Raw genomic sequence first — 24,611 nt, 5'->3', positions numbered from 1 at the left:
ACCAAGACTGAATAAGAAGATCGGGAAGTATCAGACTGATGATAAAAGAGGCAGTACTCTACGAAAAATTGGACAATGGAGTCCAATGTAATCTCTGTGCTCGAAGATGCATCATTCGTGAGGGGCAGTCCGGATTCTGTAGGGTGCGTAAGGTCAAGGATGGAGTCCTCTACACAGAGGTCTATGGTCTCATCGATGGCATGGCTGCAGACCCAATCGAGAAAAAACCGCTGTTTCATTTTGCACCAGGCTCCACAACCTTCTCGATCAGCACATCATCATGCAACTTCAGATGCCAGTTCTGTCTGAACTATCATTCATCCCAGAGGAAGACACCAGTCGGGCAACAATTGACACCGACAGAGATCGTGGATCTGGCCCAGCAGTACGAGTGTGATGGAATCAGTTACACGTACACCGAGCCGACCATCTTCATGGAGATTGCTCACGATACAGCAAAGATTGCCCATGAGAGAGGTATGTTCAACACATTCGTCACCAATGGATACATGACAACGGAGGCTGTCGACTATATTGCCCCGTACCTTGATGCGGCAACCGTGGACTTCAAGGGGAGTGCAAACCCCGAGTTTTATAAAAAATACATGGCGGTACCAAAAGTCGAACCAATCTTCGAATCGTTACTCCGCATGAAAGAGAAAGGCATCTTTATTGAGTTGACGAACCTGATAATTCCGCAGATCGGCGACCATGAGGACGACACGCGAAGACTTGTCGAATGGGTGGTCGAGAACCTCGGACCATTGACACCAATGCATTTCACGGCATTCTCACCAATGTACAAGATGACCCATCTGCCACGGACTCCGGCCAGTACATTGGAGAAACATATCAAGATCGCAAAGGAGGCGGGACTTGTGTTCATCTACTCAGGAAACGTACCAGGCATGGATACTGAAAACACCTACTGTCCCAATTGCGGTTTTAAGGCAGTGGAACGATATTCCGTATTCATGAAAAAGAACAATCTCGCCAAGGATGGCACCTGCCCAAAGTGCGGAAGCGATCTGAACATTCATGGGGCAAAATGGATGGGACAGGGAGGAAAGACATTCTGGTTCTAATCGACTCGCCTCTTCACATCATCTCACCTACGTGGAGAGAGACAGCACAGGGTTTTGTGCACGGTCTCACTGGTTGGACCTCAGACAGTGACCAGCCGGAGTTCTATGAACTGAAGAGAGGCGAACAGATCAAGTGGTCCGTCACAGGTCCAAAGAGATGCGTTGGCTTCAGAGGAAGTGATGGACGGTCTCATCAATGTCCGGAGAGAACAATTATCCAAGGACGAGGGACTCAGTGTGGACCGTGTTCGGGGATGGACTATCTGGCCGAGTGCATCCGCTGCAACGGCTCTGTATGCAATGCGACTCCGCAACGAAGAGAGCAGTGCAAGAATACAGAATATGTTGTGTACATCGTGGTCTTTGCGGGAGGAAGAGTCAAGGTGGGAGTGTCCACTAAGGAGAGATATAGAACTCGCTGGGTCGAACAAGGCGCAGACTTTGCAGGGATCATAAGGCAGGTCAGGGACGGGAAAATAGCCCGTCAGATAGAGAGCAAGATAGGGGCCTTGCAGAACGTCGCAATGGTAGTATCACGCAGAAAGAAAGCAGATGCATTATCCAAAAGGATTGAGGCAGCAGAGGCTGCACGGTTGGTCAAGGCCGCACTCTCAGAGGTACCATCTGATCTTGCTGACACTCACAACATAGAGTTGGAAGACCTGAGCCGATATTACGCAATAGACGAGCTGGATTCCAGACCACTCCCATGGCGAACACAATCGAACTCGATTGAACATCTCTCAATCGTGGGAGAGATTGTCGGCATGAAAGGAAGTTTTTTGATCACTCGTAATGGTACAGCCTTTCAGTACATTGACCTCAAAGGGATAATAGGATATACACTGGTCCCTGACAATTCTGCACACGTGACAACGCAGGCTGGACTCCTTGACTTTTTTGAGTGAGCCACAAAAGTCCTATCACATACAGCCAGTAGCTTCATATTCATGTTTGACAATCATATCACAGAATGAGCGGCGTAGGGCTGGACCCAGAAAAGGTCCGATATATCTCATTGGTACGAAAAGAAGGCGGAGAGCCACTACTAGGTATCCCCTATCGTGAGATGAGTGTCGATCCCGATCTCGTCGCCAGCTTTGTTCTTGCAATCATTATTTTTGAGAACCGTGACCTGAGAACGTTTTCCAAAGAGGGATACATTGTAATTATTGAGGAGGGATTGCATACAGTAGGTCTCCTCATCACAGACAAGATCGATGACGATAGAACCTACCGAGAAGCTCTCAAGTTGATCATAAACACGTTCGAGACACGGTACCAATCACAGCTCAAGTCATGGATGGGTGATATTCGACCATTTCGAGAGTTTGCACTCTTCATAATGAGCGTGTTTCCATATCGGGAGATCAATCCTGATTTTGTTCCCTCGCTGATCAAAGAGTCGGATGCCACACCAGACCACCGGGCCAAAATCCCATGGGCTGTGGGGGAAACCGATAAGAAACTACAATTGGTAGTGGGGTTCATCAACGGAAAACGCACTGTCAGAGAGATCATAGAGGCGGCTGAACTGAACCCTATGGAGGGCATCGCCATATTTTCTCTGCTTGACAAGTACAAGTGGGTCTCATTCAAACGCTCGATTCGTGAAAATACGATCCTCAAGAAAGTCACGGAACCACCAAGTCTCCTAATTGGAGCGTACGGGGAACAGATCATCGACATCGTAGAACTCTGCGACGGTACTAAGACGCTGGCCGAGATTGCAGAAGAGGTCAACGTGACAGCGGATGTAATTACTACGATCACTAGAAGACTTCTGGACATGGGCGTCGTGGATTTTTATGATAAGGTGGAGGGCTAAAAGGATGGTTCACTATAGGAACGTTAATACACATCGCGTTCACGCACAACCTCTAAATAGAGGTCTTGTTGAAGCAATCAAAAGCACCATCCGAAACGCCACAATACGGGGGGAACGATAGTAGTGTCCCTTGATGTCAAAAAAGTGCGGTACATTTCATTGATTCGCATGGAGGGCGGAGAATCAATACTTAGTATTCCATATGCCGAACTATCAGTGGACCCTGATCTCATAGCAGGATTTGTCACAGCAGTAATAATCTATGCAAACACGCCCATCAGAACAATTCGAAAAGCTGGATATGACATTCTGATCGAGGTCGGCGAGACCGTTCTTGTGCTCCTCGTCGTCACCCCAGTTCCAGACGAGACCCCATACAGGAAGAAATTAAAAAGAATTTTGTCTCAGGTCGAAGAAAAGTATGGGAAGGAACTGAAACGTTTCGAGGGTGATGTTCGCAGATACAGAGAACTTGCCTTGGACATAATTGTAGAGTTCCCGTTCAACATTCCAGCACATAATCTCGTTCCAGTAAAAAAGAACATGGGCATCCAAATCCCATTTCGTGTGGGAGTTGTTGACCAGAAGACGGAACAGCTTGAAGCATTCATCAATGGTAAGAAGACTGTAGAAGAGATCCTGAACTTAATCGACCTTCCGGATGAGGAGGTCGTTGCATTGCTCTCGATGCTGGCACGTTACAGGTGGATCGACTACAAAAAGAGGCTGACTGAGAAAGATACTCTCAAGAGCCAAGACTGCTCCGATGTTGTCCTTGCATCGTTGAAACAACAGTTCGGAGAAGCAGTAGACGAGATCCTCAACGCTTTTGGGAGTGGGAGAGAGATCAGTGCGATCATGGAAGACCTGCCATACGACACCAATGCGATCTGGTTTTTGATCAACAAACTCTTAGATGCTGGATGCCTGAGTCTGACGGGGCTGGACTAGAGAATCGTATCATGCCCGGGAACTCCGACTACATCGCTGCGACATAACTTGCATTCAAAAAATTGATCGAGATGTTCGGCTGCCATTTCTCGTGCTCTTGCAAGCTCCTCAGGAGTGGGAGGACGAGTACCATTGAGCGACCCACATGGCACTAGCGGCATTATGTTATGAAATTCAGCACCTGCCTTGGCAATCTCCTGTGCAATCAGACCCATCTCTTCTAGATTGATACCGGGCATGAGAACCGAGTTCACTTTAATATGTATCCCATGGCGTCGGGCCTCGCGTATGCCATCGAGTTGGCGCTTCACAACGGCCTCGCCAAATCCCTCAAAGATACGCTCACGATCGAACTTGACCCATTCATAGACCTTTTCGGCGGTCTCAGGCAGAACCGCGCTCATCGAGACCGTGACTGTGCGAACGCCGATCTTAGAGAGCCGGGGAATAGAGTCCAATAGAAAGACACCGTTACTGCTCAGACAATAATCAAGATCATAGTCGAGTTCTGTTGCCGCTTCCATGACCTCGAACGTCTGCTGATTGTACAATGGTTCTCCCGGTCCTGACACGGCCACTATTTTTAGATTGGGCCGTTTTGCCAACTCTTCTTTCAACCGTGAGAGTGCCTCATCAACATTCATCACTCGCAGAGCACGCCCTGGAACGGGCATATTGCAAGTGGTGCCACCATGTCGATCGCAAAAAATGCATTTCACATTACAACGTGGAGCCACAGGAAGATGAATGCGTTCCCACACACGGGTATGATCATTTGACCAGCATGGGTGAATACCAAAGGGATAGTTTGCAAGATCCATGAGTTTCTACGCCAGCTCTTGAATAAGTCGATTAACTTCGCGCACCACACGTTTTGCATCATGGAACACAAGTCCCATCTTTGCATTCTCGGGTGCGGTCACAGTGAGGAGATAACCACCAGAGACCGCAAGAATAAGCGAGGTCCCCATAGTCCCCTCAATGATGATGGATTTGAGATTACCTTGGCGGAGTTCACGAACTGTCTGTTCACCGGCTGCATAAGCACTAGCAATAATAGCTGCAACAGATGCGTCTTCAGTGGTCGTATGGAAATAGCTCACAAGTGGGAGTCCTTCAATTGAGAAGATTGCCGCTCCAAGGATAGGAGAGGTCCGAGAGAGATCTCTGAGCAGTTCCTTGAGTAGTTGCAACACATCCATTGCACTTTGATTATGCATCCTGTTACCTCCGGAGGATAGAAGCGACCATTTGCGCATTCTGCTATCGCGGGTGAGTATATTAAAAACTATGTCCTGATAAGGTTTCCCTAAGTGTACATTACTCGATCAGACGAACTGATGTGACCGTGTCACTGTGCAGCGAATGTGTGGGGGACTTCATCACTCGAAGGACGTTATCAGCCTCTTTCTCAAGACCCACATCCTTCAACATCTGCACATATTCGAACCCCGTCGTGATTGCAAGGCCCTTGAGAGGCTTTCCAGCCTTACAAGACGCTACCAGATCCTCGGCACGGATAAGCTTGCAGCGAAATCGGTCGTCCCGATGTTTATCAAGATGGGCGATCCCCTTCTTAGCAATACCGCGGTTCTCGCGCTGTTCAGCAGTGTAGGTCTTCCGTTTTGCGATCATCTGGAGGCGAGGGATACCATTCTTGACCAGTTCTTCGGACTTGAGGGTTCCACTATAGAGATCATGAACACTCTTGTTTGTTGTAGTTATCAACCAAGCAGTACCATAAGCGGCCTGATAGCGCATTCCCTTCAACATCTCAGACTCGCTGAGTAATGTTATAGAACGATAGCCCTTGTACTCGACAGAGATCGTCCACTCGGGATTGTGGTGGGTGATCATGAGATCGGGGGTGAGACCAGTTCCAAATCCCGTCTTGGGCACACTGGTCTCAACATCGGGAAATACTTTCCCCACCCATGCTGTGAAGGCCTCGTGGAATATGTTATGCCGAAGGTTTCTGGCCTCCTGTGGATGACGAAGACCCGCCTCACGATAGAGAAGGGGCATCTCCACCTTTTGCCCGGTCTTCTGTTTCACCTCGGCCTTTGTGGTCAGACGCCCGCGCGCATCGTTCTGCTGAACGAGCCGGATCGCCGCCTCCTCGCCAATGATCTCGTAGATGACCTTCCCCAACGAAGTACCATGCGGAACTTCACCCTCGTCGATTCTTCGCCGAGCCTCTTTCTCAGCCCATGCAAGGACATCTTCCGCATCGCTTCCGAGAAGCATTACTATGGAACGCAGTTTATCCTGCAGGCCATGAGAATTTGTAAACCGTTTGAGGGAAGGTGGATATGTGACTCTACGTGGCAAGAACAATCATCTATCCTCTATAGTTATATTATTGCTACAGATAGATTAGAAGATGTCCTTTATGAGTCTGACCTCTTGGGTCTCATCGTCATAACTGACAAGGCCAGCATTCCGCAGATCGTGAATTGCCTTAATGACAGCGGTGGCCATGATGCCCGTACTGGACTCGATATTCTTTCGCGGGATAGCGGTTCCAGTGTTGTGAAGGGTGTAGAGGACACGAGCGTGTGGTTTTCCGCCAAAGACCGTCTCGATAAGTGTGATATAGATAGCAAGAAGATCGCTGACATCCACTTTCTCTTTCAATTTGTCCTTCTCTGCGGCAGTTTCGCGATAGAGTTCTGAGACACGGGTCAGCTGTTCAGTGATCTCATCCATCTCTTTCTTGAGTGAGTCGCGTTCCTCAATGAGCTTTTTGACTTCCTCTTCTCGATTCGACTCGATATCCGCAAGCTTCTTTCGGAGTTCTTCAGCCTCGGTCTCAAGAGCCTTCAACTTAGTAGAAGTCTCTTCTAATTCGCTCTTCTTGGCCTCTAGCTCCTCAGTGAGTCCCTTGACCTTTTCTTCTACAGCCCAAGCTTTTTCTTCAGCCTCTCGACGCGCATTTCTCGCGGTCTCGGCATCCGCCTCAAGCTGTTCCTGAGCGTCCAAGATCTTTGTGATTCGTTCTTTGAGTGTGTCCAGTGTCTTGATTAATTCCTCTCGCTCTCCAGACATTTAGAGTTACCTCCAAATCATTCAATACTCCTGTGCTATTTGCACTATAAGAGTTTCACGCCAAAGTTACTTGCCTTAGTGCGTATGTATTGAATATACATCTTACGTAATTCATCAAGCGGCAGTCCAAATGCCTTGAAGGCCTCAAGCTCGCCCTTTCGGCGCTCGCGTAAGAGCCGTTCATTCTCACGGCGAAGGATCTTGTCCTGACTGATCGCAGGGATGTTCCGATTCTGCTGGGCACACTTGATGTCTGACTTTGACATCTGTTCCAGTGAGTGCTCGATATCCACGAGCATCCCATTAGGACTCCAAAAATCATCGGTTGTGAGGCCAAGTAATTTTGCCTCGGGAGTTGCGAGACCCCGAATGTTGGCCAGCTCGATGGAGTTTGACTTGATCGTCGAGAAGATCCGTAGTGACCATGGGGACATGTCAACCAGTACCAAGATGGGGACTTCCTCATTAGCAAGTCTGCGGATCCATGCGCGCATATTTCTACCCGGTTGACCGAACAGAGAACCTACACCAATGTGAAGCTCTTCGGGTATGCCCAACTCGATGAGGTTACGAGCCATTGCCTCTTTCTCGACCAGAATGGCCGCATTAATATTAATATCATGGATCGTCACATCAAACGGGCGGGAAGAGATGAACCAGCCGTATTCGCCAGCCTCTGCACAATTGACGGCCTTGCCGGAGAGATCGGTCACGGTCACATCACCGTAGAACGTTCCTTTTGGTGAACTGACAACGCCAAACTCCTCTCGCGGAATCGACTCGCCGCTTATACGTAATACTCGTTCACAGAGATTGATGAGTCGATTGGTCTCAGTCTGGTCGGAGATCTTCAGGACCTCTTGAACATACTTGACCTTGTGCATATAGTAAAAGTCTCGAAGGCTCATTGACATACCCTGTTCAAGATGCTCCTTGAACCGTGTGAGACCGTAAATCAGGGAGGCAATGGTCTTCGCGCTCTCAAGCTTTCTGCCATCGATGAACGATGGGCGCTCGTCTACCGGGATGTAACCATGTTCCGGTTGATAGTTCACGTTCTTTTTGGAAGAACCATAATATCCGATCTCTGGAAAGGCACCATCATCAATGGTCTCAGCAAGCGTGTCCAGCACGTTCCCGATCAGGGACACTACATCATCACGATGCCTTCGGAGGACTTCACCATCAGACATATTCTCACGCTCCATCGAAGAGTTTGCGGATCGTCACAGGTCGCCCAGTAGCATCTGACAACACATGCGCCATGAAGGTGTAGTACCGCTGGAGCTTGTTCTCGCGCTTCTGTCGGCGCTGAACTCTGTGTCGCCGTCTGACATCCTCGCCGATCTTCCTCAGACACCACTTGAGACCTAATCGGATCTCTCGCCGCACTGCATCAACATCACCAATGTACTCTTTCCCAACGGTCTTGTAAGGGACACGTGTCGAACATATATGGACAAGAAATGCAAGCGGATCCTCTGGCCGGAGACCATAGTTCTTCAGATTCAATTCACGAATGACGCGATTCGAGACATCCGACCCCTCATCGTAGAGTAGAGGGATCCTATTTGCAAATCTATAGAGTCTCATACCTTGGGGGAGATCACCACCATATGCCACCGCGGTCTCAACAATGAACGGATGGCCCTCATGAACACTGGGAGACCTCTGCGTCACAGCTATGAATTCGGGATCTAACCGCTTGAGACCTGCCTCCAGCAACTCCTTCCCAGCAGGTGACAGCGACTCCGAGGAGGGCGCGATGAAAGCATCATATGAAGTAAGAGTATGCATCATAGTCAGTAGATCTTCATCGGTCACAGTGGAAGGGGACTGGCCCGGGTCTAATCCGGCACGGCTCAGAAAGTCTTCAGATATCGTTTTTCCCACACGCTGGAAAGACCCCATCATGAACGATGCAAGAGTCTTTTTCCGAGTCAGTGCAATCATATTCTTCAGGGTCTCGACATCGATCCCTCGTGGATGTGGCTTCATCTCGCGGGGCTTACGTGGCAATGAGGTATACACACGCGGATACTCGTAGGTCGTGCCATCAGGACTCTTAAACTGGATCGAGGCATAGGGAACAATGATGCTGGTCTGAACAAAATACTCGATGATCTTTCTCTTGCTACGCAACCAGTCCCCCTCTAAGAAGAAGGAGATGGTCGTTCCGTGTTCGGTCGGATCCTTTGGGATCTGGACCTCCTCAACAATCACAGGCTGATTCTTTTCGATGTCAAGCCGCATGACAAGACGAGTATAGTGAGTGTCACCGATCTGCCCGGTCAAGACTTCTACCGGCTTCTGGGTGGTGACCTGCCCGTAGAGCAGGGCAAGACTGCCACCAAGTCCGAAAGTACCCCGAGTCTGCCTGAGTGTGAACTTGGTACCAGCAAGCATCTTCCCAATGAGTTGAGGAATAACAGTACGTGGAATTCCAGTCCCATTATCACGCACAATAAGATGGAATGTCTGAGGACCAGAAGTCATGAGTTCTGAAGGGTCTTGCTCCTCGGTCCGAGTCAACTCCACCTCAATTGCTGGAAGAACTCCTGCGTCCTCACAGGCATCAAGACTGTTCTCTATGATCTCGCGTATTGAAACATAGAGAGAACGCGCGGGATTATCAAATCCGGCAATGGTCCTGTTTCTATAGAACCACGCTGAAACCGATAGTTCAACAATATCCGGAACTGACTGGGACGCCACTTGCAAGACTCTGACTCCTGATCGGCTGTCATGAAACGATAGGAGGCTGATGCTAAGAAGCACAGTATTACAGACGAAATACTCGTTTGATTGCCACTGTGCATTTGTCGTCAACAGCAGAAAGTCCAGTAATGTATAGGTAAGAGGACATAGACTTGCAAGGGTCCGATCCAAATATGATAGAGGATGATCGAACAACAGACTAGGACATCCTCGTGGATACTCTGATGGTACTAGACTCGCATAGGGCGATACCAACAATCCTCTAGTGTACAATCAACGGGCACATAGTAACTGAAATGGACTAAGGCAATACGTAAAAGCGTGGTAAGAAGATGAAACTCAGCAATAATAGCACAATCAAGAACGCAGTTAAGACCCCCCAAACGATCTTATTCCAGTGTAAAATTGTCGCGCCATCAAATGGTTGAAAGGGAATCATATTGAATCCACCCAGAACAGCATTCAATTGAATTACATATACCAACATATATCCAAGTGGGATAACTAGCGCACCGGTAGTACCAATGATAATGAATGCAATTATTGTAGTGATTATAGCAAGAACCGCATTCGATAAGGGGCCTGCAAGGTTAATCAGGCCATCTTCTCTAGTAGAACGGCTTCCACTGGAATACATGACCCCTGTACCGAAGATAGGGATTGAAAACAGAATTGCAAGAGCAGAGAGATAATAACCTTGCGCGGTCATTCTAAATTCGCTCCAGAGTCCATAATGTTGTGCCGTGAACTTGTGAGCAAATTCGTGGACAAGAAATGAGGTAACAAAAATAGAAATTAAAGTCACGGGAAACCATCCCAAACCAAACGCAAAATATTGCCCCATTTTGTAAAAGCCACTTATAAAACCAAATGGCGGATCCCCCATAAGTGAAACAGACACAAGAATAACTAGAAGGATAGAGATTAATAGATGACGCATCTCTGTGGAGGAGAACCTTTTTCTGCCGGGCGCACTGCGTCGCCTGCGAGGGCGCTGATTGCCAGTATTCATCCCGTACTCTTCGGCCATTGGGATTGGTGAGAAAGACTCCATGATTTTTTGTCGCGCATGATCACGGACAAGATGCAGGCTTGGGCAACCATGACTCTCAGGTAATCGATGTTCGGCACAAAAGACACCATGACAGTAAGGACATGTATAACACAGGTCTTCCTTTCCACAGAGAGAACATGTTGCCATCATAATCACCGGGCTATTCCGCCACTTTCAGGGTTTGTCAACTGTAGTTATATTCGTATTTATCAGGGAATCGTCATAGTATATCGGGATTTCAATACACTAGTGACACAAATCTATAGTTGAGTATGTTGGAAATATTAAAAATAGAACGCGATTGGAATGTTTGACTGTGGAAACATGATCCTATCTGGTAGTGACTCCAAATAGTTATGTTCACGAAATCAGAAATATAATCCAAAATAGTTAAGAGCACATGAATGAGATACTTGGTGACAAAATAAAATGGCTGTAGATACAAATTACATCAAACGCAGGTTGAGGCGAATCCAAGAAGAAATCGAACACCTAAAATGGATCAAGCAAACACTTGAAGAAGAAACAGAGGAACCTTGGCGAGGTATTCGCTTGGCGGAACGAACAATTGAGATCATCACACACGCAATCAGTGATGTTACAATCCACATCATTGCACACAAGAGATTGTCAAAACCAATGACGCACAAGGACGCCCTCATGGTTATCAGTCAAAACGGTGTGATAAAGAATGATCTTGCCGAGAGCCTCATGAAATTTGTAGAACTTGCCAACGGTATTCTCCATGAATTTCAAGACGTTGATGAGAGCAGTATCATCAGGTCTGTTCCAATGTTGATAGTAGATGCGGATACCTTTGTGCAACAGATCACAGCGTCATTGCCCTATCTCTGAGGGCAAATCTTGCGTTAAATATTAAAAATAACAGCAGAGATAGTGCAGCCATACCTACATTATTATCTGCATGTGCTCATAATCACATACGACCATGACAGAACCAGAAAAGGCTGAAACCCCAAACGTCTTTGGAATCGTTCCCTCGCGTCGCCTAGGTCAATCGTTAGGAGTCAGTCCGATCCCCAACAAGGCGTGCAACTATTCGTGTGTGTACTGCCAGCTTGGTCGGACGCATCATTATGTACGCCAACGTCAGACATTCTATGATGTAGACGATATAATTAAACAATTAAAACAATACCTTGAACAGATCCAACCGAATCAATATGATATCATCACGATCGTTGGCGATGGAGAACCAACACTCTACTCGGAACTTGGCACACTCATCCAGAGAATAAAGGCACTCCAATCGAAACCTGTTGCAGTCATCTCTAATGGTGCACTCCTCTTTGAGAGAGATGTGCGAGAGGAGGTTGCTCAGGCGGATGTGGTGATGCTGAACTTTGATAGTTGGGATCAGGAGAGCCTCAGACGGATCAATCGACCCCTGAGCAGGCTCACTTTTGAAAGGCGAATAGAGGGATACAGACAGTTCCGAAAGATCTTCACAGGAATGCTCTATTTGGAAGTCATGCTGGTGAAGGGTCTCAATGACAGTGACGAGGCACTAATGGCCATCGCAGACCTCGCGCGTGATCTTCAACCAGACAGAATTTTTGTCAACACGCCTGTCAGACCACCTGCCGAGCAATGGGTGGAAATTCCGGACGAAGAAAGAGTTGCAAGAGCAAAAGAGATCCTCGCAGCGAACAGAATAGACTATCTCCCAGAGGGTGATTTCGTATCATTGAGGGAGAACCCAGTACGGGCAGTACTGGACATCATCAGTCGCCACCCGATGCGGATCGAAGACATCAGGACATTGTTACTCAAACGTGAAGGTACTCTGGACACAGAACAGACCTTGAAAGAGATCGTACAGGAGCTGGAATCCAACCCTTCAGTGACGGAGATCAAATACGGCTCAGCAACATTTTATCGAATTTCGGTGAGATAGAAGGAAAAATCGGAGCAAAATACCCTGAGGCAAATCCTTAAGAGCGGACTGAATCCAGCGCGCTCACGGTAAGCTATTCCCCCTGAGAGAGTGCTCATCGTTGAACTATGACGTTGCTATTGTGGGCAGTGGTCCCGCTGGAATTTTCTGCGCCCTCGAACTCATCGAGCATCAACCCGACTTGAAAATTGTAATGATCGAGAAGGGGAAACCTATCAAGAAGCGATACTGCCCAAACTCTGAGGCAGCAAGAGGATGCAAGAAATGTAACCCATGCCACATCCTTGCTGGATGGGGTGGTGCTGGAGCTTTTTCTGACGGCAAACTTACTATCTCCACCCGAGTCGGTGGTTGGCTGGACGAGATTCTCGGCGAGAAGAATCTGATGGAGATGATCGAGTATGTTGACAAAAAGTATCGCGACTACGGCGCACCTGATGAACTCTATGGAGATAAAGAAGACGAGACCGAAGAATGGTCGCGTAAGGCTGCACTGGTCGGACTTGAACTCATCCCGCAGAAAGTACGTCATATGGGGCGCGAGGGATGTATCAACGTAATGGGCGCAATGTATCAGGCGGTCTCAAAAAAGGTCGATGTCCTCTTTGATACAGAGGCTAAAGACATCCAAGTCGAAAACGGTCGCGTCACGGGGATCGAAACCAACGGTGGAACAGTGCTCCATGCAAAGTATGTCGTGGCTGCCCCGGGCCGTGTCGGTAATGAATGGCTCTCTCATCAGGCCGAACGGCTTGATCTTGAAACAGAAAACAATTATGTTGATATCGGAGTCAGAGTAGAGATTCCGGCACCAGTAATGAAGGACATCGCGGATTCCCTATATGAACCAAAACTCGTCTACTATTCCAAACAATTCGACGATAAGGTTAGATTGTTCTGTTTCAATCCGGGAGGCGTTGTCACCACTGAGTACTATGATGAGATCCTCACCGTGAACGGTCAGTCTTACGCACATATGAAGACACCCAACACCAATTTTGCACTGCTCGTGTCTACCAAGTTCACAGCTCCCTTCAAGGAACCTATTGCATATGGTCAGCATGTTGCCCGTCTCGCTAACATGCTTGGGGATGGTGTCCTCGTGCAGCGGCTGGCCGATCTCAAACGCGGCAAGCGGAGCACCCATGAACGGATCAAACGATCTCCGATCAAACCGACATTGCCAAGTGCCTCACCTGGCGATCTGAGCTTTGCACTTCCCTACAGACACCTGAGCTCAATTCTCGAAATGCTTGACGCCCTCAACAAACTATGCCCCGGTGTCGCCGATGATGGTACACTTCTCTATGGCATCGAGGTCAAGTTCTACTCCTCAAGGATTAGACTGAACAAGCATCTTGAGTCGAAGATCGAGAACCTATATGCAGCAGGCGATGGTGCCGGAATCACTCGTGGTCTCATGCAGGCATCGGTCTCAGGAGTGATCATTGCAAGGGATATCCTTCGAAAAGAAAAGGGAGCAGAAGAAGAAGAGTAACATCACTGGGAATTCGCGCCCATCACTGCCTGCGACTGTCCGCGACCCTCGTCACTGTCACGATCACTTGTGACATTTCAAAAATCTTAAATACCATTTGGTCCCTAGTACTAGTGAACATTTAGTCCCTAGATGGACTTGAAAGGGAAACAGAACACAGAAGCCCCTTCGGTGACTCAGGGCGGCATTGTCCGCCCCGGGGCTTCACATGGAGGTATGCCCTATGATAAGTGATGATTTCGATAAGATAGTACGCCAAATGATGGAACAATTCTTTGGAGGCCCCGTACCGATGGGTCCCGATGGGAATGCCACCTTCCGATTCACAATGATGACGACGACAGGCCCAATGGTCGGGGGAATACCGGAGATAGAGACGAAAAGAGATGATATGAGACCGCAAGGGCCCAGAGCAGAGAGAATAGAGTTAGACGACAGAATCATTCTGCTCATCGACGAGATACCTGGGAACGAGGGCCCAACTGTAAGAGTAAAGGGTAGTAGAGTCATCCTCACCTTTGCGGATGACAAGACAGAACCAATGGAATTTGAGATGAAGTCAAAGATTGATGTGAAAAAGTCCTCGATCTCCTTCAGAAACGGAGTTGCAGAACTCAACCTTGTAAAGGCAAAAGGCTTGCATGCAAAGACTGAAGGCGAACTTAAGTATGAATAAAAAGGGGGATAGAAAACAATGTCGGAGAATAGTGTGAGATTAAAAGTAGCCGCCGCGATGCCCAAGGATCAGGGTCGCGGCATTGTACGGCTCAATTCAGATGTCAGAAGTAAGTTAGGAGTCAGGTCGGGTGATTACGTCCTGCTCAAGGGAGCAAAAGAGACCGTGGCGATATGCTGGCCTGCGCTGCAAGAGGATGAGGTCCTTGAGATGATCCGCATGGACGGTCTCATCCGATCCAATGCGGGGGTCAAGCTCGGGGAGATGGTAGAAGTCAGTCAGGCCAATGTACAAGAGGCCACACGAGTTGTATTGGCACCCAGCCAGAAGGTGCGTTTTCCAGCAGGTTTTGAGGATTACGTCAAACACCAGATCTTGAACAAACCGGTGACTAGAGGAGACCTCATCGTCATTGCTTCAATCGGTCAGGGTCTTCACTTCACGGTCACTGCTGCATCACCCGGTAAACACGTACGGATCGGTCCACGAACTCAGGTAGAAGTTCTCACCGAGCCGGCCAAGCCTGAAGAGGTCAGCGTGCCTCAAGTGACCTACGAAGACATCGGCGGACTGGGCAAGGAGCTTCAGAAGATCCGTGAGATGATCGAGTTGCCCATGAAGAGCCCAGAGCTGTTCAAACGTCTGGGAATCACTCCACCAAAGGGAGTGTTGCTTCATGGCCCACCAGGGACAGGTAAGACTCTGATCGCAAAGGCAGTGGCCAATGAATCAGGTGCGACCTTCAAGGTCATCAATGGCCCAGAGATCATGTCCAAGTTCTATGGCGAGTCCGAACAGAAATTGCGAGAGGTCTTTGAAGACGCCGAGAAGAACGCACCCAGCATCATATTCATTGATGAACTGGACAGCATAGCACCTAAGCGAGCAGAGGTCACTGGAGAAGTCGAGCGACGAGTCGTGGCCCAATTACTCTCACTCATGGATGGGCTGGCTGCCAGAGGTCAGGTTATTGTCATCGGTGCTACAAATCGACCCGATGACGTTGATGAGGCACTCAGAAGGCCAGGTAGGTTTGACCGCGAGATTGAGATAGGCGTTCCTGACAAGAAGGGTCGTCTTGAGATCTTGCAGATCCATACGAGATCAATGCCACTGGAAGAGGGAATAGACCTTGAAAAGCTGGCCGCGATCACGCATGGCTTCGTTGGTGCAGACCTAGCAGCACTTGCACGAGAGGCAGCCATGAAGGCGCTTCGAAGAGCATTACCGCATGTTGATCCGGACACGGGAGACATTCCTCCGGATGTCCTGAATAATCTCTATGTCACCCAAGACGACTTTGAGAGTGCCCTGTCAGAGGTCTCACCTTCCGCACTTCGGGAGGTCCTTGTCGAGAAGCCAAACGTCCGATGGGACGATGTTGGTGGTCTTGAAAAGGTGAAGGCCCAACTGCGTGAGGCTGTAGAGGCACCACTGAAGCATCCCGAGATCTTCGAAGAGATGGGTATCAGAACACCCAAGGGTGTACTTCTCTTTGGCCCACCAGGGAACGGGAAGACACTGTTGGCAAAGGCAGTGGCCACAGAGAGCGAGGCCAACTTCATCTCGATCAGAGGCCCGGAGATTTTCAACAAATACGTTGGAGAGTCCGAGAAGGCAGTTCGAGAGATTTTCAAGAAGGCACGTCAGACTGCGCCATGTGTCCTGTTCTTTGACGAGATTGATGCAATAATGATGGCACGTGGAAGATCTGACGACACGGGAGTATCACAGAGAATAGTCAACCAGTTCCTTGCAGAACTTGATGGCATGCAATCGCTCCAGAACGTGCTTGTCATTGGAGCGACCAACCGAGCAGACATTCTCGATCCGGCCGTGCTGAGACCGGGTAGATTTGACTCCATCGTCTTCGTACCGCCACCTGACAAGGAGGCACGACTGGCAATTCTCAAGGTACATACCAAGAATATGCCACTGCACAAAGATGTCGATCTGGAAGCCCTCGCTGAGAAGACGGAGGGATACTCAGGTGCCGACTTGGAGAATCTGACCCGTGAGGCGGCAATGACTGCTGTACGAGGCGACTGGAAACCCAAACCTGTGCAGATGAAACACTTTGAACAGGCGATGGAAGAGGTCAGACCAAGTATCTCGCCTGACGACTTGCGACAGTTCAAGGCAATGGCCGAAACAGTACTAAAGAGAAACCCACAACGTCAAGAACCACCGGGTTACATTTGAAGCGACGCCCCTGAAAAGGGCCCGCCGGACCAGCAGTAGAATCTGCTGGCCGATTCTTTTTTTTTATTTAGGGGAATGAACACAGAGGAAATATCCCTATAAGGTCACCTTGCTAACATCGAGAGTGCAAGACCTCAATCAAGGATGTGAGTGGCTATGGGATTACGCTGGATCGTCAACCTCTGTCCGTTCCTGCATTTTGATAATTCAAGGATAAAGGATTACGAACACAACATTAGCATAGCCTCTTGGAACATCAAGAGCATCTTGGACTTTCTGGAGGTTGATGATACTCACAAGTTCTGCATCGAGCAGGTAACACTTCTTGAAGGATTCAAACGGCTCTTTCCAAATTACTGGGACGCACTGCATCAACGGATCCTTGAGGGGCGTGTCGAGATCGTTGGGGGAACCTACGTCCAACCGGACTTTGTGATTCCCGATGGAGAGTCCATTGCGCGTCAGTTCCTCTACGGTGTCAAATTCTTCCACAACGCCTTTGGCATCGAGGTGAGGTCAGGCTGGGCAATTGACACATCAGGACACTGCTCGCAGATGCCTCAGATCCTGCGTCAGTCTGGCATGGACACCTACTTCATTTGGAGAGGTATGCCATTTGATGCGCCCAGCGAGTTCATCTGGAAAGGACCAGACGGCAGTCGTGTGAACGTGGTCTGGCTCTCCGCAGGATACGAGTGCGCCTCATGGCTCTCAGAGAATATGAGAGAGGCGTTTACCATGATGCTTGGAATTGTTGAGGACATAAACAAGAGAGCATCATCACAGAACCTGTTTATTCCGATTGGCGGAGAACTTGTTCCTCCGGCGCCACACCTTGCAGATATTGTCAGAGAGTGGAACCGAACGTTCCCGGATATGAGAGCAGTCATAGTCACACCGAGAGAGTATGCAGAGAAGCTGAAGACAGTCCAGTCCGGTCTTGCAACGATCACAGAGAATCTCACAGCAGGACGCTTCATTCCAGTTCGCGTAGGTGGACTCAGTTCGCGCGTTGGCCTGAAGATCATGAACAGAAGACTGGAAACCCTGCTCTACCTCACAGAACTCTATCTTGCATTAAAGGGGAATATTGACCACAACAATGCCCTAGATGATCTCTGGCGGATCTTGCTATTCAATCAGGATCACAACATCATCAGGGGTGTCATTGGTGATGGACCGTACATGCTTGCGGTCAAACGATTCGAAAAGGCCATTGAACAGACAGAACAGCTCCTTGAAACCGCAATCGCAGATTATTCTGCTGATCTTAAGACCGCACAAGAGGGTGTGAACGTTGCAGCCTTCAATCCTCTACCTTGGAAGAGAAATGGTATTGTAAGAATAGCGATTGATCTCTCCAGCCTGAATTCAGAACACTTTAAGGTCATGGCCGAGAACGATGAAACGACTGAAGAGGGAGAAGAAGAGGAAACGGAACACAAAGAGGGACTTCCGTATCAGATCTTGGAACAGGGCGACGATGGAATTGTTGAGATGTTGTTCATCGCAAAGGATGTTCCCAGCATGGGCCACAAAGTCTTCAAGATCGTACCGTCAGAGAGCCCTCCTGAATTTGAGTCATTCATCAAGACTGGAACCTCTTGGGTCGAGTCTGAGAGATATGCCATCGAGTTTGACCTGTTCAGTGGAGCCATAACCAGAATATTTGACAAGCAACATCGATTTGAGGCATTGAGAAAGGAAGGCAATTACCTTCACATCGAGAATGATGTCGGAGACCTCTATCGATATTCTCGAAGCGAGCTGGCATCTCCTGATGCCGATCTCACAACTCTCAGAATGTCAGGAGAAGTGAAGATAGTTGAATCGGGGCCCATTCGTGCGACAGTTGAAGTCACGGGGGATGTTGCGGGGTCAAGACGTACCCAAAGAGTTTGCCTCTACCATGGCCTTGACAGAATTGATTGTGAGACCCGCCTTGATTTCAGGGGCCAAGACAAACGTGTGTCAGTAGTATTCCCGTTGACGATCTTTGCCGAACGTGTCACTGTAGGAGCCCAGTTCGGAACTGAGGAGCGCCTCACAGTAAGAGACGAGAGCGGCTGGACCGAGCCAGCAAGAGGTACCTTTGCTGCCCTTGATTGGGTCGATTGTAGTGGGCCCGACAATGGTGTTGCCATATCGACCGTTGGACTCCATGAGTTCTCATTCACTGATGGAATGCTGCGAATGACACTGCTCAGAAGCGTTGATCATCTCTCACGCGGTATCGATGATGACGTGACAGAGGCCAAGACCGCACTGGAGAATGGACAACATACCTTCAAGTATGCCTTGATGCCGCATTCTGGAAACTGGAAGGATGCTAAGATTTGGCAGAGAGCAACAGAACACAGAATTCCTCTCATTGCAATTCCTTTGGACTCATCAGGAACAGAGTCGTCAAGCCGTTCAGCACTGACGATCGAAGACATGGACTTGGCGGTCTCAAGCCTGAGGCCAGGTGAGGCTCCAAACGAGATCATTCTCAGACTCTATGAGCCAGAAGGAGTCACGGGGACTGCAACCTTGAAGTTTGACAGACCTGTTGAGAGAATTCGTTTGGTCGATATCATTGAGAGAGATATCGGAGAGATCCCCTCGAACGGCAACTCGTGTACGCTTCAGGTCGATGCTCATGCAATAATCACTTTGAAGATACAATTCAAGTCATGATGACCGACGAAGACACACCTACGATAGGCTTTTCAGGAACAAGATGTAGACGGACTATTGAACGACGAATAATATAGAGGGACTGCACATGAGTTACTTTTATCCGATCTCACCACTTGTAGGAATTATCCATACCAGCTATGCGGCCCAAGCAGGGGTCATGGATGAGAAATGGGCTGTCCGTGTGGTCCGAGGGAAAAAAATCCTGGCTGAGAAGACCATCAACAATTTAGATCTTGAGAATCTTGTAGGAGTAATCTATGGGCATGCACGAATTGAGGGTCTCAGCCGGCACGCTGTAGCAATGTGTGCAGGAAGATTAATGCAATTCGCAAGAAGATATCAGGAGTCGGGGGTCTGCCCAGATTTTGAGGTACCGGACCTGATCAGAAGCGATGGAACACGAGTGGGTGGTGGGTCCACTGAAACAGTCACAGCCACAGATACGGCTGAGGCCACACCAGTACCCGAGACAGTCGAAGACACTTCCGCTGTCGGCTCAGACATCGCACCCATTGGCTATGTTCCCAAGCTACAGCCTCTTGGTGGAAAGGCTCTATGGAATAGTGCAGCCAGAGCAAGGGCGCATCTCGTATTGAACATGGCAATCTATGGAGGGCAACTCCCAGAGGGACATCTCGATGCGATGTTTAACGGAGTCATTGAGGATCTCATTCACGAATGGAGTGCCAACAATAATGCAGAGGAAATAGTCAGGGGGTTTGCCACGTTAATCCAGAGTTGCTCTGACGAGAATCAGGTGCCGGTGACTACTGAAGGGGCATCGATTGAGACCGGACCCTGTATGATCATGACCGTGGCGAACGAGATCGACCCCACCCGACAGAGAATTCCGAAGGGGTATCCCTGTGCATTCCATGAGGCTCTTGCAAAACGAGTCAGTGAGATCACAGGGGTCAAGATACACATCAATGCCTCATCGACCGGATGCAGGGTCACGTTCAATGTGGATGCGTAGACAACATCGCCGACAATCTTAAATCAATCGGACTGATTCAATTTACAATCAGACGAGACATTAGTAAAGGGTCTCGAATGGGAGAATCTATCAAATGGCATACCTTACATGGCGTGAACACATTCGTTCTGGACCAGTCTGCCTTGGTGTATTGGTGCTCATTGCAGGTGCAGTCGTTGCACTCCTGCCACGTATGGGCTCAGAGCCTTTCGGGGCCAACACCGGACTTTTTGGTGCACTGATTGCCGTAGTGGGTCTGGTCCTCATCCTTATCGGATTCTTCTTCACCAAGAAGAAACGCGATTCAGTCCTTGCACCGATCGACACACGACAGGACGATGTTCCACCGCCTCCACCCCCGCCGGACTAATCAGTACATATATCACCTAAATGGCCCTAGAACGGATACTGTTCGTTTCTTGGGCCACCTGTTACTTTTTCTCTCGCATCATCTGTCTCGGTGAGCTGATCCCAACACAGTTCATTCTGTGATTTTCAACAGCATCGGGGCTAGATGGAATCGCCGTCGAATGATTTGCAAGCGCACACAATGCTAATATGTAGTAAAGTCAAGAAACATACACCCACCAAGGATTAGGACGGGATTGGAAAAATGACGATCCTAGAATATCGAGACAACCTGTTTCACGAGTGTACTGGTGAGCCTACCACACCAATAACATTGAAGGTCGATGATGCTCAAAAGAAGCTCATCTTGACTGTACCGACTGGCGTCAGTATGATCCAGAGACGTGCTGCCGAACGTAATGCACGATCTATCGAAAAGTCAGGATTTCAGACCGCAAAGAAGGGCCGTATCGGAAGAGGATACGAGCTTGTCATCGAAGGCCACGGTGGAGCGCTTCCTGATCGACTGAAGCGATCTCCAAGAGAAGTATACTAGTCCAATAACGGCACATGTGCCCCAGTTATCGTCAGTAGATACTACTCGGGGCAGAGTCACAACTGAGGTGTAAACAATATGTCGGACGAAGGTGTTAGACGATTAATAGAAGAGGCAACGAAGGAGTCTCTAAATCAGTCCTTTGTAGAGGCGGGACAGAAGTATATCACTGCCGCCGAGACCCTTGAACAAAAGGGGGACTACGAAGGAGCAAAGAAACTCTACATTCAGGCTGCCGATGCGTATGAGAAAGCTGCAACAAAATATAGAGACTCAAAGAGTTTCAAGAACGCGGCCCTGAACATGTGTAAAGCAGGAGATGTGTATTCTGACATAGCCGACTCGGACAAGGCAATCCGCTCCTACGCGGTTGCTGCCGAGGATCTCTATCTGGCGTCAGATGAATATCTAATGTGGGGCGAACCAAAGGAGACCGAAAAAGGAGTCGCTCTCGCAGTGACGGCCAGCCTCATTTACCTAATGATCGGTATGGAGGATAAAGGATTCCAGACAGCACGAGCGTTCATGTCAAAGAATGCCTCAAAACTTCAGTTTCCGGCCACAGTCCGACTCAGTCAAATACCTCAGATGCTGGAGAGTGCTCTCAAGTCAATTAATCTTGAATCATTTGCTTCAGCAGAGAACGCTGTAGTCACTGAGTTAAAGGCCGCACTGGCCAATGCGAATGCACAGCAATTTGTCACGTATGTTGAAAAAGGGCTCAACATGGCTCGTGAGATCTTGCGTGGTCAGTTGAAGGTTCCAAAAATCTCAGCACACCTTGATCTTCCTGTTGACATGACCTTTAGTGAAGAGTTCCCGCTGCAGGTCGTCATTAAGAATGATGGCGACGGTGATGCATTGCAGTTGAAACTCGAATGGGTTCTTGACGAGGGTCTCAAACTATCAGCTGGTGACAAGATCAAAGCACTGGGTACCGTTGCAGCAGGCCAACAGATCACACTTGAGATCAAAGCGAAGGCTGCGGACGAGACCCTGATGGGTGCCAAAGAATACCAAGTGCTTGTCAGGGGCACATATGCCGATATGCTAAACACCGAGTATAGCTTACAGGCCGGACCGGGAACGTTCGTATTACGAGATTACAAAGTCACAGAGAAACTCCAACATGATGCTGATGTCTCCGATGGAAGAATCAGCCTGTTGAAAGATACTGTGGCGACCTCCGATCTTGAACAAGAACCTATTCTACGCCTCATAGATGGATTATCTGCTACGCTGACTAAGGCGCGCGAAGAGATTCAGAACAAAGAACTCGATGCGGCCAGAGCTCGGATCAATGTCATCAATGAGATGGTCGATGTTGTAGACAATCTCATGGGTGACGAGGAGATGGCCAAGAGACTACAGACCTCCAGAGAGGAGGCACAAAAGACCTACGCACGAGGAGTGATCATCAGTCTGCAAGAGGAACTCACACGTAGACTCGACAAGAGCAGCGGTGAGATAGAATCACAAGTGGGAGATGTCGTTACAGAATGGGACAGACTGGTCGCGGACTTGAAGAGCGTAGTGGACGATGTAGCGGGCCTCAGACAAAAGCTCTCCGACGTTAAGGCGGAGATCGATAAAGTATATGGTCTTCTACCAACAGCATCTACAACTGACGATCCAGCAGAGGCGACAAGACGAACTCAGGTGAGAAAATCTGTGGAGGCGATCACCTCCAAGATCAGTGAATTGCGGACAGAACTTGAGAGGATGACCACGGCCCCAGCCCTTCAACCGGGGACCCATGCATCTATCCCTGACAAAGTACGCCTCACAAAAGAGACCATACAGAATCTCAAGTCAGACATTGGAAATCTGATGGAACAAAAGAAGGCCGAGCTATAATTCTCGGCCCCTATTTCTTTTTCGACATGAAGTCGTCAAGACGGTCCATTGCCTCACCGATCATCTCCGGAGGCGGGAGAAAGACGCTTCTGAAATGAGATGCACCATAATGAGGATCGAATCCCGAACCAGGTACAAAGACAACACCAGTCGAATTGAGAACATCAAGCACGAACTCCGTGTCATTGGCCCAACGCCCGCGTAGATCTATCTTGGGCATAATATAGAATGCGGCCTCTGGAAGCTGAGATGATACAGAATCGATCTCATTGAGCCGTTTCCAGATGAGGTCTCGTCGCTCTCGCAGACGATGCATCATATCCTTGAGATGAGGGCCACTGCTCTTGAGAGCTGCAATGGCGGCCCATTGGGCAGGAGCATTGACACAGATCCTGATTCTGGCCTGACGCATCATTGCATCACGAATCGGGTCAAGTTCGCCGTCCTGATCATGGAAGTACACATACCCAACACGCCAGCCCGGAGCGAGGTACACCTTGCTGATCCCATTGAATCCGATGACAGGAATATCTCCTGCAACTTTTACCATGGGAGTTGTGTCCTTATCGTAGGTGAGCTGGTCGTATATCTCGTCTGAGACCAGAGGCAGGCCATACTCGCCAGCCAGATTTGCAATCTCGCGTAGGGTCTTTGCATCGTAGACTGCACCAGTAGGATTGTTGGGGTTTATGACCAGAATACCGGCCGTCTTGTCATTGATCTTCTTCCGCAGGTCATCCACATCAGGACTCCAGTTTTCCTCCTCGATGGTATGATAGGTCACTGGGGTTCCACCGAAAAATGAGACGTAGGATATGTATGGCGGATAGGCAGGGCCCGGAACCAAGAACTCCGACCCGGAATTGACCAATGCACCAGCAAGAAATTGAATCGCCTCAGAGATTCCGGCGGTCACAATGATCCGCTCTGCATCAATATCAATCCCATTCACCCGCTTCTCTTTCTCCACAGCAGCCTCTTTTAATTCAGGCAGACCGTCAGAAGGAGAATAATAGCTTGCGCCTTCGCGTGCAGCATTACAGAGAGCTTCAATCATGAAGTCGGGAGTCTTCCAGTCATACTTGATCGGATCCCCAATATTGAGATAGAGAGGAGTGTCACCAGTACGTTGTTGGTAGGCTCGTGCAGCAACAACAATGTCACGGATCGCATATCTGAGATTCGCCGCTCGTGCGGTTATTCGTGATTGCATT

Annotated in this window: 22 protein-coding genes; 14 read left to right on the top strand and 8 right to left on the bottom strand. The window is 48.9% G+C overall.

Features of this window, described 5'->3' with window-relative positions; translation table 11 throughout:
* Positions 1-38: 38 nt before the first annotated feature.
* The 4 genes from amrS to K9W43_06945 all read left to right on the top strand — a co-directional run bounded on the left by amrS (position 39) and on the right by K9W43_06945 (position 3,864).
* Positions 39-1,085: an AmmeMemoRadiSam system radical SAM enzyme gene (gene amrS, locus K9W43_06960; GenBank protein ID MCF2136972.1), complete on the top strand. Its 1,047-nt coding sequence runs from the start codon at positions 39-41 to the stop codon at positions 1,083-1,085.
* Positions 1,049-1,993 carry a DUF2797 domain-containing protein gene (locus K9W43_06955; protein MCF2136971.1) on the top strand — a complete coding sequence of 315 codons (945 nt, stop codon included), beginning with the start codon at positions 1,049-1,051 and terminating at the stop codon, positions 1,991-1,993. The genes amrS and K9W43_06955 overlap by 37 nt, the downstream gene beginning before the upstream one ends.
* A 65-nt stretch (positions 1,994-2,058) precedes the next feature.
* Positions 2,059-2,913 (top strand): hypothetical protein, encoded by an 855-nt coding sequence (locus tag K9W43_06950; GenBank protein MCF2136970.1) that lies wholly within the window; start codon positions 2,059-2,061, stop codon positions 2,911-2,913.
* A gap of 123 nt (positions 2,914-3,036) precedes the next feature.
* Entirely contained in the window at positions 3,037-3,864 is an 828-nt protein-coding gene (locus K9W43_06945) for a hypothetical protein (GenBank protein MCF2136969.1), read from the top strand.
* On the opposite strand, the gene K9W43_06940 is transcribed toward K9W43_06945, so the two are convergent.
* The 7 genes from K9W43_06940 to K9W43_06910 all read right to left on the bottom strand — a co-directional run bounded on the left by K9W43_06940 (position 3,861) and on the right by K9W43_06910 (position 10,834).
* Positions 3,861-4,685, bottom strand: coding sequence for a radical SAM protein (locus tag K9W43_06940; protein ID MCF2136968.1), 825 nt, complete (start codon positions 4,683-4,685; stop codon positions 3,861-3,863). The two genes, K9W43_06945 and K9W43_06940, sit on opposite strands and share 4 nt — an antisense overlap.
* A gap of 6 nt (positions 4,686-4,691) precedes the next feature.
* Positions 4,692-5,084 (bottom strand): roadblock/LC7 domain-containing protein, encoded by a 393-nt coding sequence (locus K9W43_06935; protein ID MCF2136967.1) that lies wholly within the window; start codon positions 5,082-5,084, stop codon positions 4,692-4,694.
* Between the two features lie 100 nt (positions 5,085-5,184).
* Complete coding sequence (locus K9W43_06930) at positions 5,185-6,195, bottom strand: hypothetical protein (GenBank protein ID MCF2136966.1); 1,011 nt, start codon at positions 6,193-6,195, stop codon at positions 5,185-5,187.
* Positions 6,196-6,240: 45 nt separating this feature from the next.
* On the bottom strand, positions 6,241-6,912 hold the full coding sequence (locus tag K9W43_06925) for a hypothetical protein (protein ID MCF2136965.1): 672 nt from the start codon (positions 6,910-6,912) through the stop codon (positions 6,241-6,243).
* Positions 6,913-6,956: 44 nt separating this feature from the next.
* Positions 6,957-8,105: a hypothetical protein gene (locus tag K9W43_06920; GenBank protein MCF2136964.1), complete on the bottom strand. Its 1,149-nt coding sequence runs from the start codon at positions 8,103-8,105 to the stop codon at positions 6,957-6,959.
* A gap of 4 nt (positions 8,106-8,109) precedes the next feature.
* Positions 8,110-9,885 (bottom strand): DNA topoisomerase VI subunit B, encoded by a 1,776-nt coding sequence (locus K9W43_06915; protein ID MCF2136963.1) that lies wholly within the window; start codon positions 9,883-9,885, stop codon positions 8,110-8,112.
* A gap of 46 nt (positions 9,886-9,931) precedes the next feature.
* Positions 9,932-10,834, bottom strand: coding sequence for a hypothetical protein (locus K9W43_06910; GenBank protein MCF2136962.1), 903 nt, complete (start codon positions 10,832-10,834; stop codon positions 9,932-9,934).
* 279 nt (positions 10,835-11,113) lie between these two features.
* Here K9W43_06910 and K9W43_06905 point away from each other — a divergent pair, with 279 nt between their 5' ends.
* From K9W43_06905 to K9W43_06860, 10 genes are all read left to right on the top strand, one after another.
* On the top strand, positions 11,114-11,539 hold the full coding sequence (locus K9W43_06905) for a DUF86 domain-containing protein (GenBank protein ID MCF2136961.1): 426 nt from the start codon (positions 11,114-11,116) through the stop codon (positions 11,537-11,539).
* A gap of 94 nt (positions 11,540-11,633) precedes the next feature.
* Positions 11,634-12,602, top strand: coding sequence for a radical SAM protein (locus tag K9W43_06900; GenBank protein ID MCF2136960.1), 969 nt, complete (start codon positions 11,634-11,636; stop codon positions 12,600-12,602).
* Positions 12,603-12,702: 100 nt separating this feature from the next.
* Positions 12,703-14,100: an FAD-dependent oxidoreductase gene (locus tag K9W43_06895; GenBank protein ID MCF2136959.1), complete on the top strand. Its 1,398-nt coding sequence runs from the start codon at positions 12,703-12,705 to the stop codon at positions 14,098-14,100.
* Positions 14,101-14,323: 223 nt separating this feature from the next.
* Complete coding sequence (locus tag K9W43_06890) at positions 14,324-14,776, top strand: hypothetical protein (protein ID MCF2136958.1); 453 nt, start codon at positions 14,324-14,326, stop codon at positions 14,774-14,776.
* A gap of 18 nt (positions 14,777-14,794) precedes the next feature.
* Positions 14,795-16,978, top strand: coding sequence for a CDC48 family AAA ATPase (locus tag K9W43_06885; GenBank protein ID MCF2136957.1), 2,184 nt, complete (start codon positions 14,795-14,797; stop codon positions 16,976-16,978).
* Positions 16,979-17,134: 156 nt separating this feature from the next.
* Positions 17,135-19,657, top strand: a complete 2,523-nt coding sequence (locus tag K9W43_06880; protein MCF2136956.1) for a glycosyl hydrolase-related protein — start codon at positions 17,135-17,137, stop codon at positions 19,655-19,657.
* A gap of 88 nt (positions 19,658-19,745) precedes the next feature.
* Positions 19,746-20,636, top strand: a complete 891-nt coding sequence (locus K9W43_06875; protein ID MCF2136955.1) for a hypothetical protein — start codon at positions 19,746-19,748, stop codon at positions 20,634-20,636.
* A gap of 94 nt (positions 20,637-20,730) precedes the next feature.
* A complete protein-coding gene (locus tag K9W43_06870) occupies positions 20,731-21,006 on the top strand; it encodes an LPXTG cell wall anchor domain-containing protein (protein MCF2136954.1) in 276 nt (91 codons plus the stop codon).
* 243 nt (positions 21,007-21,249) lie between these two features.
* A complete protein-coding gene (locus tag K9W43_06865; GenBank protein ID MCF2136953.1) occupies positions 21,250-21,540 on the top strand; it encodes a hypothetical protein in 291 nt (96 codons plus the stop codon).
* Positions 21,541-21,618: 78 nt separating this feature from the next.
* Positions 21,619-23,397: a hypothetical protein gene (locus K9W43_06860; protein MCF2136952.1), complete on the top strand. Its 1,779-nt coding sequence runs from the start codon at positions 21,619-21,621 to the stop codon at positions 23,395-23,397.
* Between the two features lie 10 nt (positions 23,398-23,407).
* On the opposite strand, the gene K9W43_06855 is transcribed toward K9W43_06860, so the two are convergent.
* Complete coding sequence (locus K9W43_06855) at positions 23,408-24,610, bottom strand: aminotransferase class I/II-fold pyridoxal phosphate-dependent enzyme (GenBank protein ID MCF2136951.1); 1,203 nt, start codon at positions 24,608-24,610, stop codon at positions 23,408-23,410.
* Position 24,611: the final 1 nt, after the last annotated feature.

This window comes from Candidatus Thorarchaeota archaeon (assembly GCA_021498125.1).
GTDB lineage: Archaea > Asgardarchaeota > Thorarchaeia > Thorarchaeales > Thorarchaeaceae > B65-G9.
The sequence above is the reverse complement of the archived record's forward strand: the minus strand, read 5'-3'. Positions and strand labels throughout refer to the sequence as shown.

Coding starts and splice junctions, on each gene's coding strand:
- amrS (MCF2136972.1), top strand. CDS start 39: ATGATAAAAGAGGCAGTACTCTACGAAAAATTGGACAATGGAGTCCAA.
- K9W43_06955 (MCF2136971.1), top strand. CDS start 1,049: ATGGATGGGACAGGGAGGAAAGACATTCTGGTTCTAATCGACTCGCCT.
- K9W43_06950 (MCF2136970.1), top strand. CDS start 2,059: ATGAGCGGCGTAGGGCTGGACCCAGAAAAGGTCCGATATATCTCATTG.
- K9W43_06940 (MCF2136968.1), bottom strand. CDS start 4,685: ATGGATCTTGCAAACTATCCCTTTGGTATTCACCCATGCTGGTCAAAT.
- K9W43_06935 (MCF2136967.1), bottom strand. CDS start 5,084: ATGCATAATCAAAGTGCAATGGATGTGTTGCAACTACTCAAGGAACTG.
- K9W43_06925 (MCF2136965.1), bottom strand. CDS start 6,912: ATGTCTGGAGAGCGAGAGGAATTAATCAAGACACTGGACACACTCAAA.
- K9W43_06920 (MCF2136964.1), bottom strand. CDS start 8,105: ATGTCTGATGGTGAAGTCCTCCGAAGGCATCGTGATGATGTAGTGTCC.
- K9W43_06910 (MCF2136962.1), bottom strand. CDS start 10,834: ATGATGGCAACATGTTCTCTCTGTGGAAAGGAAGACCTGTGTTATACA.
- K9W43_06905 (MCF2136961.1), top strand. CDS start 11,114: ATGGCTGTAGATACAAATTACATCAAACGCAGGTTGAGGCGAATCCAA.
- K9W43_06900 (MCF2136960.1), top strand. CDS start 11,634: ATGACAGAACCAGAAAAGGCTGAAACCCCAAACGTCTTTGGAATCGTT.
- K9W43_06890 (MCF2136958.1), top strand. CDS start 14,324: ATGATAAGTGATGATTTCGATAAGATAGTACGCCAAATGATGGAACAA.
- K9W43_06885 (MCF2136957.1), top strand. CDS start 14,795: ATGTCGGAGAATAGTGTGAGATTAAAAGTAGCCGCCGCGATGCCCAAG.
- K9W43_06880 (MCF2136956.1), top strand. CDS start 17,135: ATGGGATTACGCTGGATCGTCAACCTCTGTCCGTTCCTGCATTTTGAT.
- K9W43_06875 (MCF2136955.1), top strand. CDS start 19,746: ATGAGTTACTTTTATCCGATCTCACCACTTGTAGGAATTATCCATACC.
- K9W43_06870 (MCF2136954.1), top strand. CDS start 20,731: ATGGCATACCTTACATGGCGTGAACACATTCGTTCTGGACCAGTCTGC.
- K9W43_06865 (MCF2136953.1), top strand. CDS start 21,250: ATGACGATCCTAGAATATCGAGACAACCTGTTTCACGAGTGTACTGGT.
- K9W43_06860 (MCF2136952.1), top strand. CDS start 21,619: ATGTCGGACGAAGGTGTTAGACGATTAATAGAAGAGGCAACGAAGGAG.
- K9W43_06855 (MCF2136951.1), bottom strand. CDS start 24,610: ATGCAATCACGAATAACCGCACGAGCGGCGAATCTCAGATATGCGATC.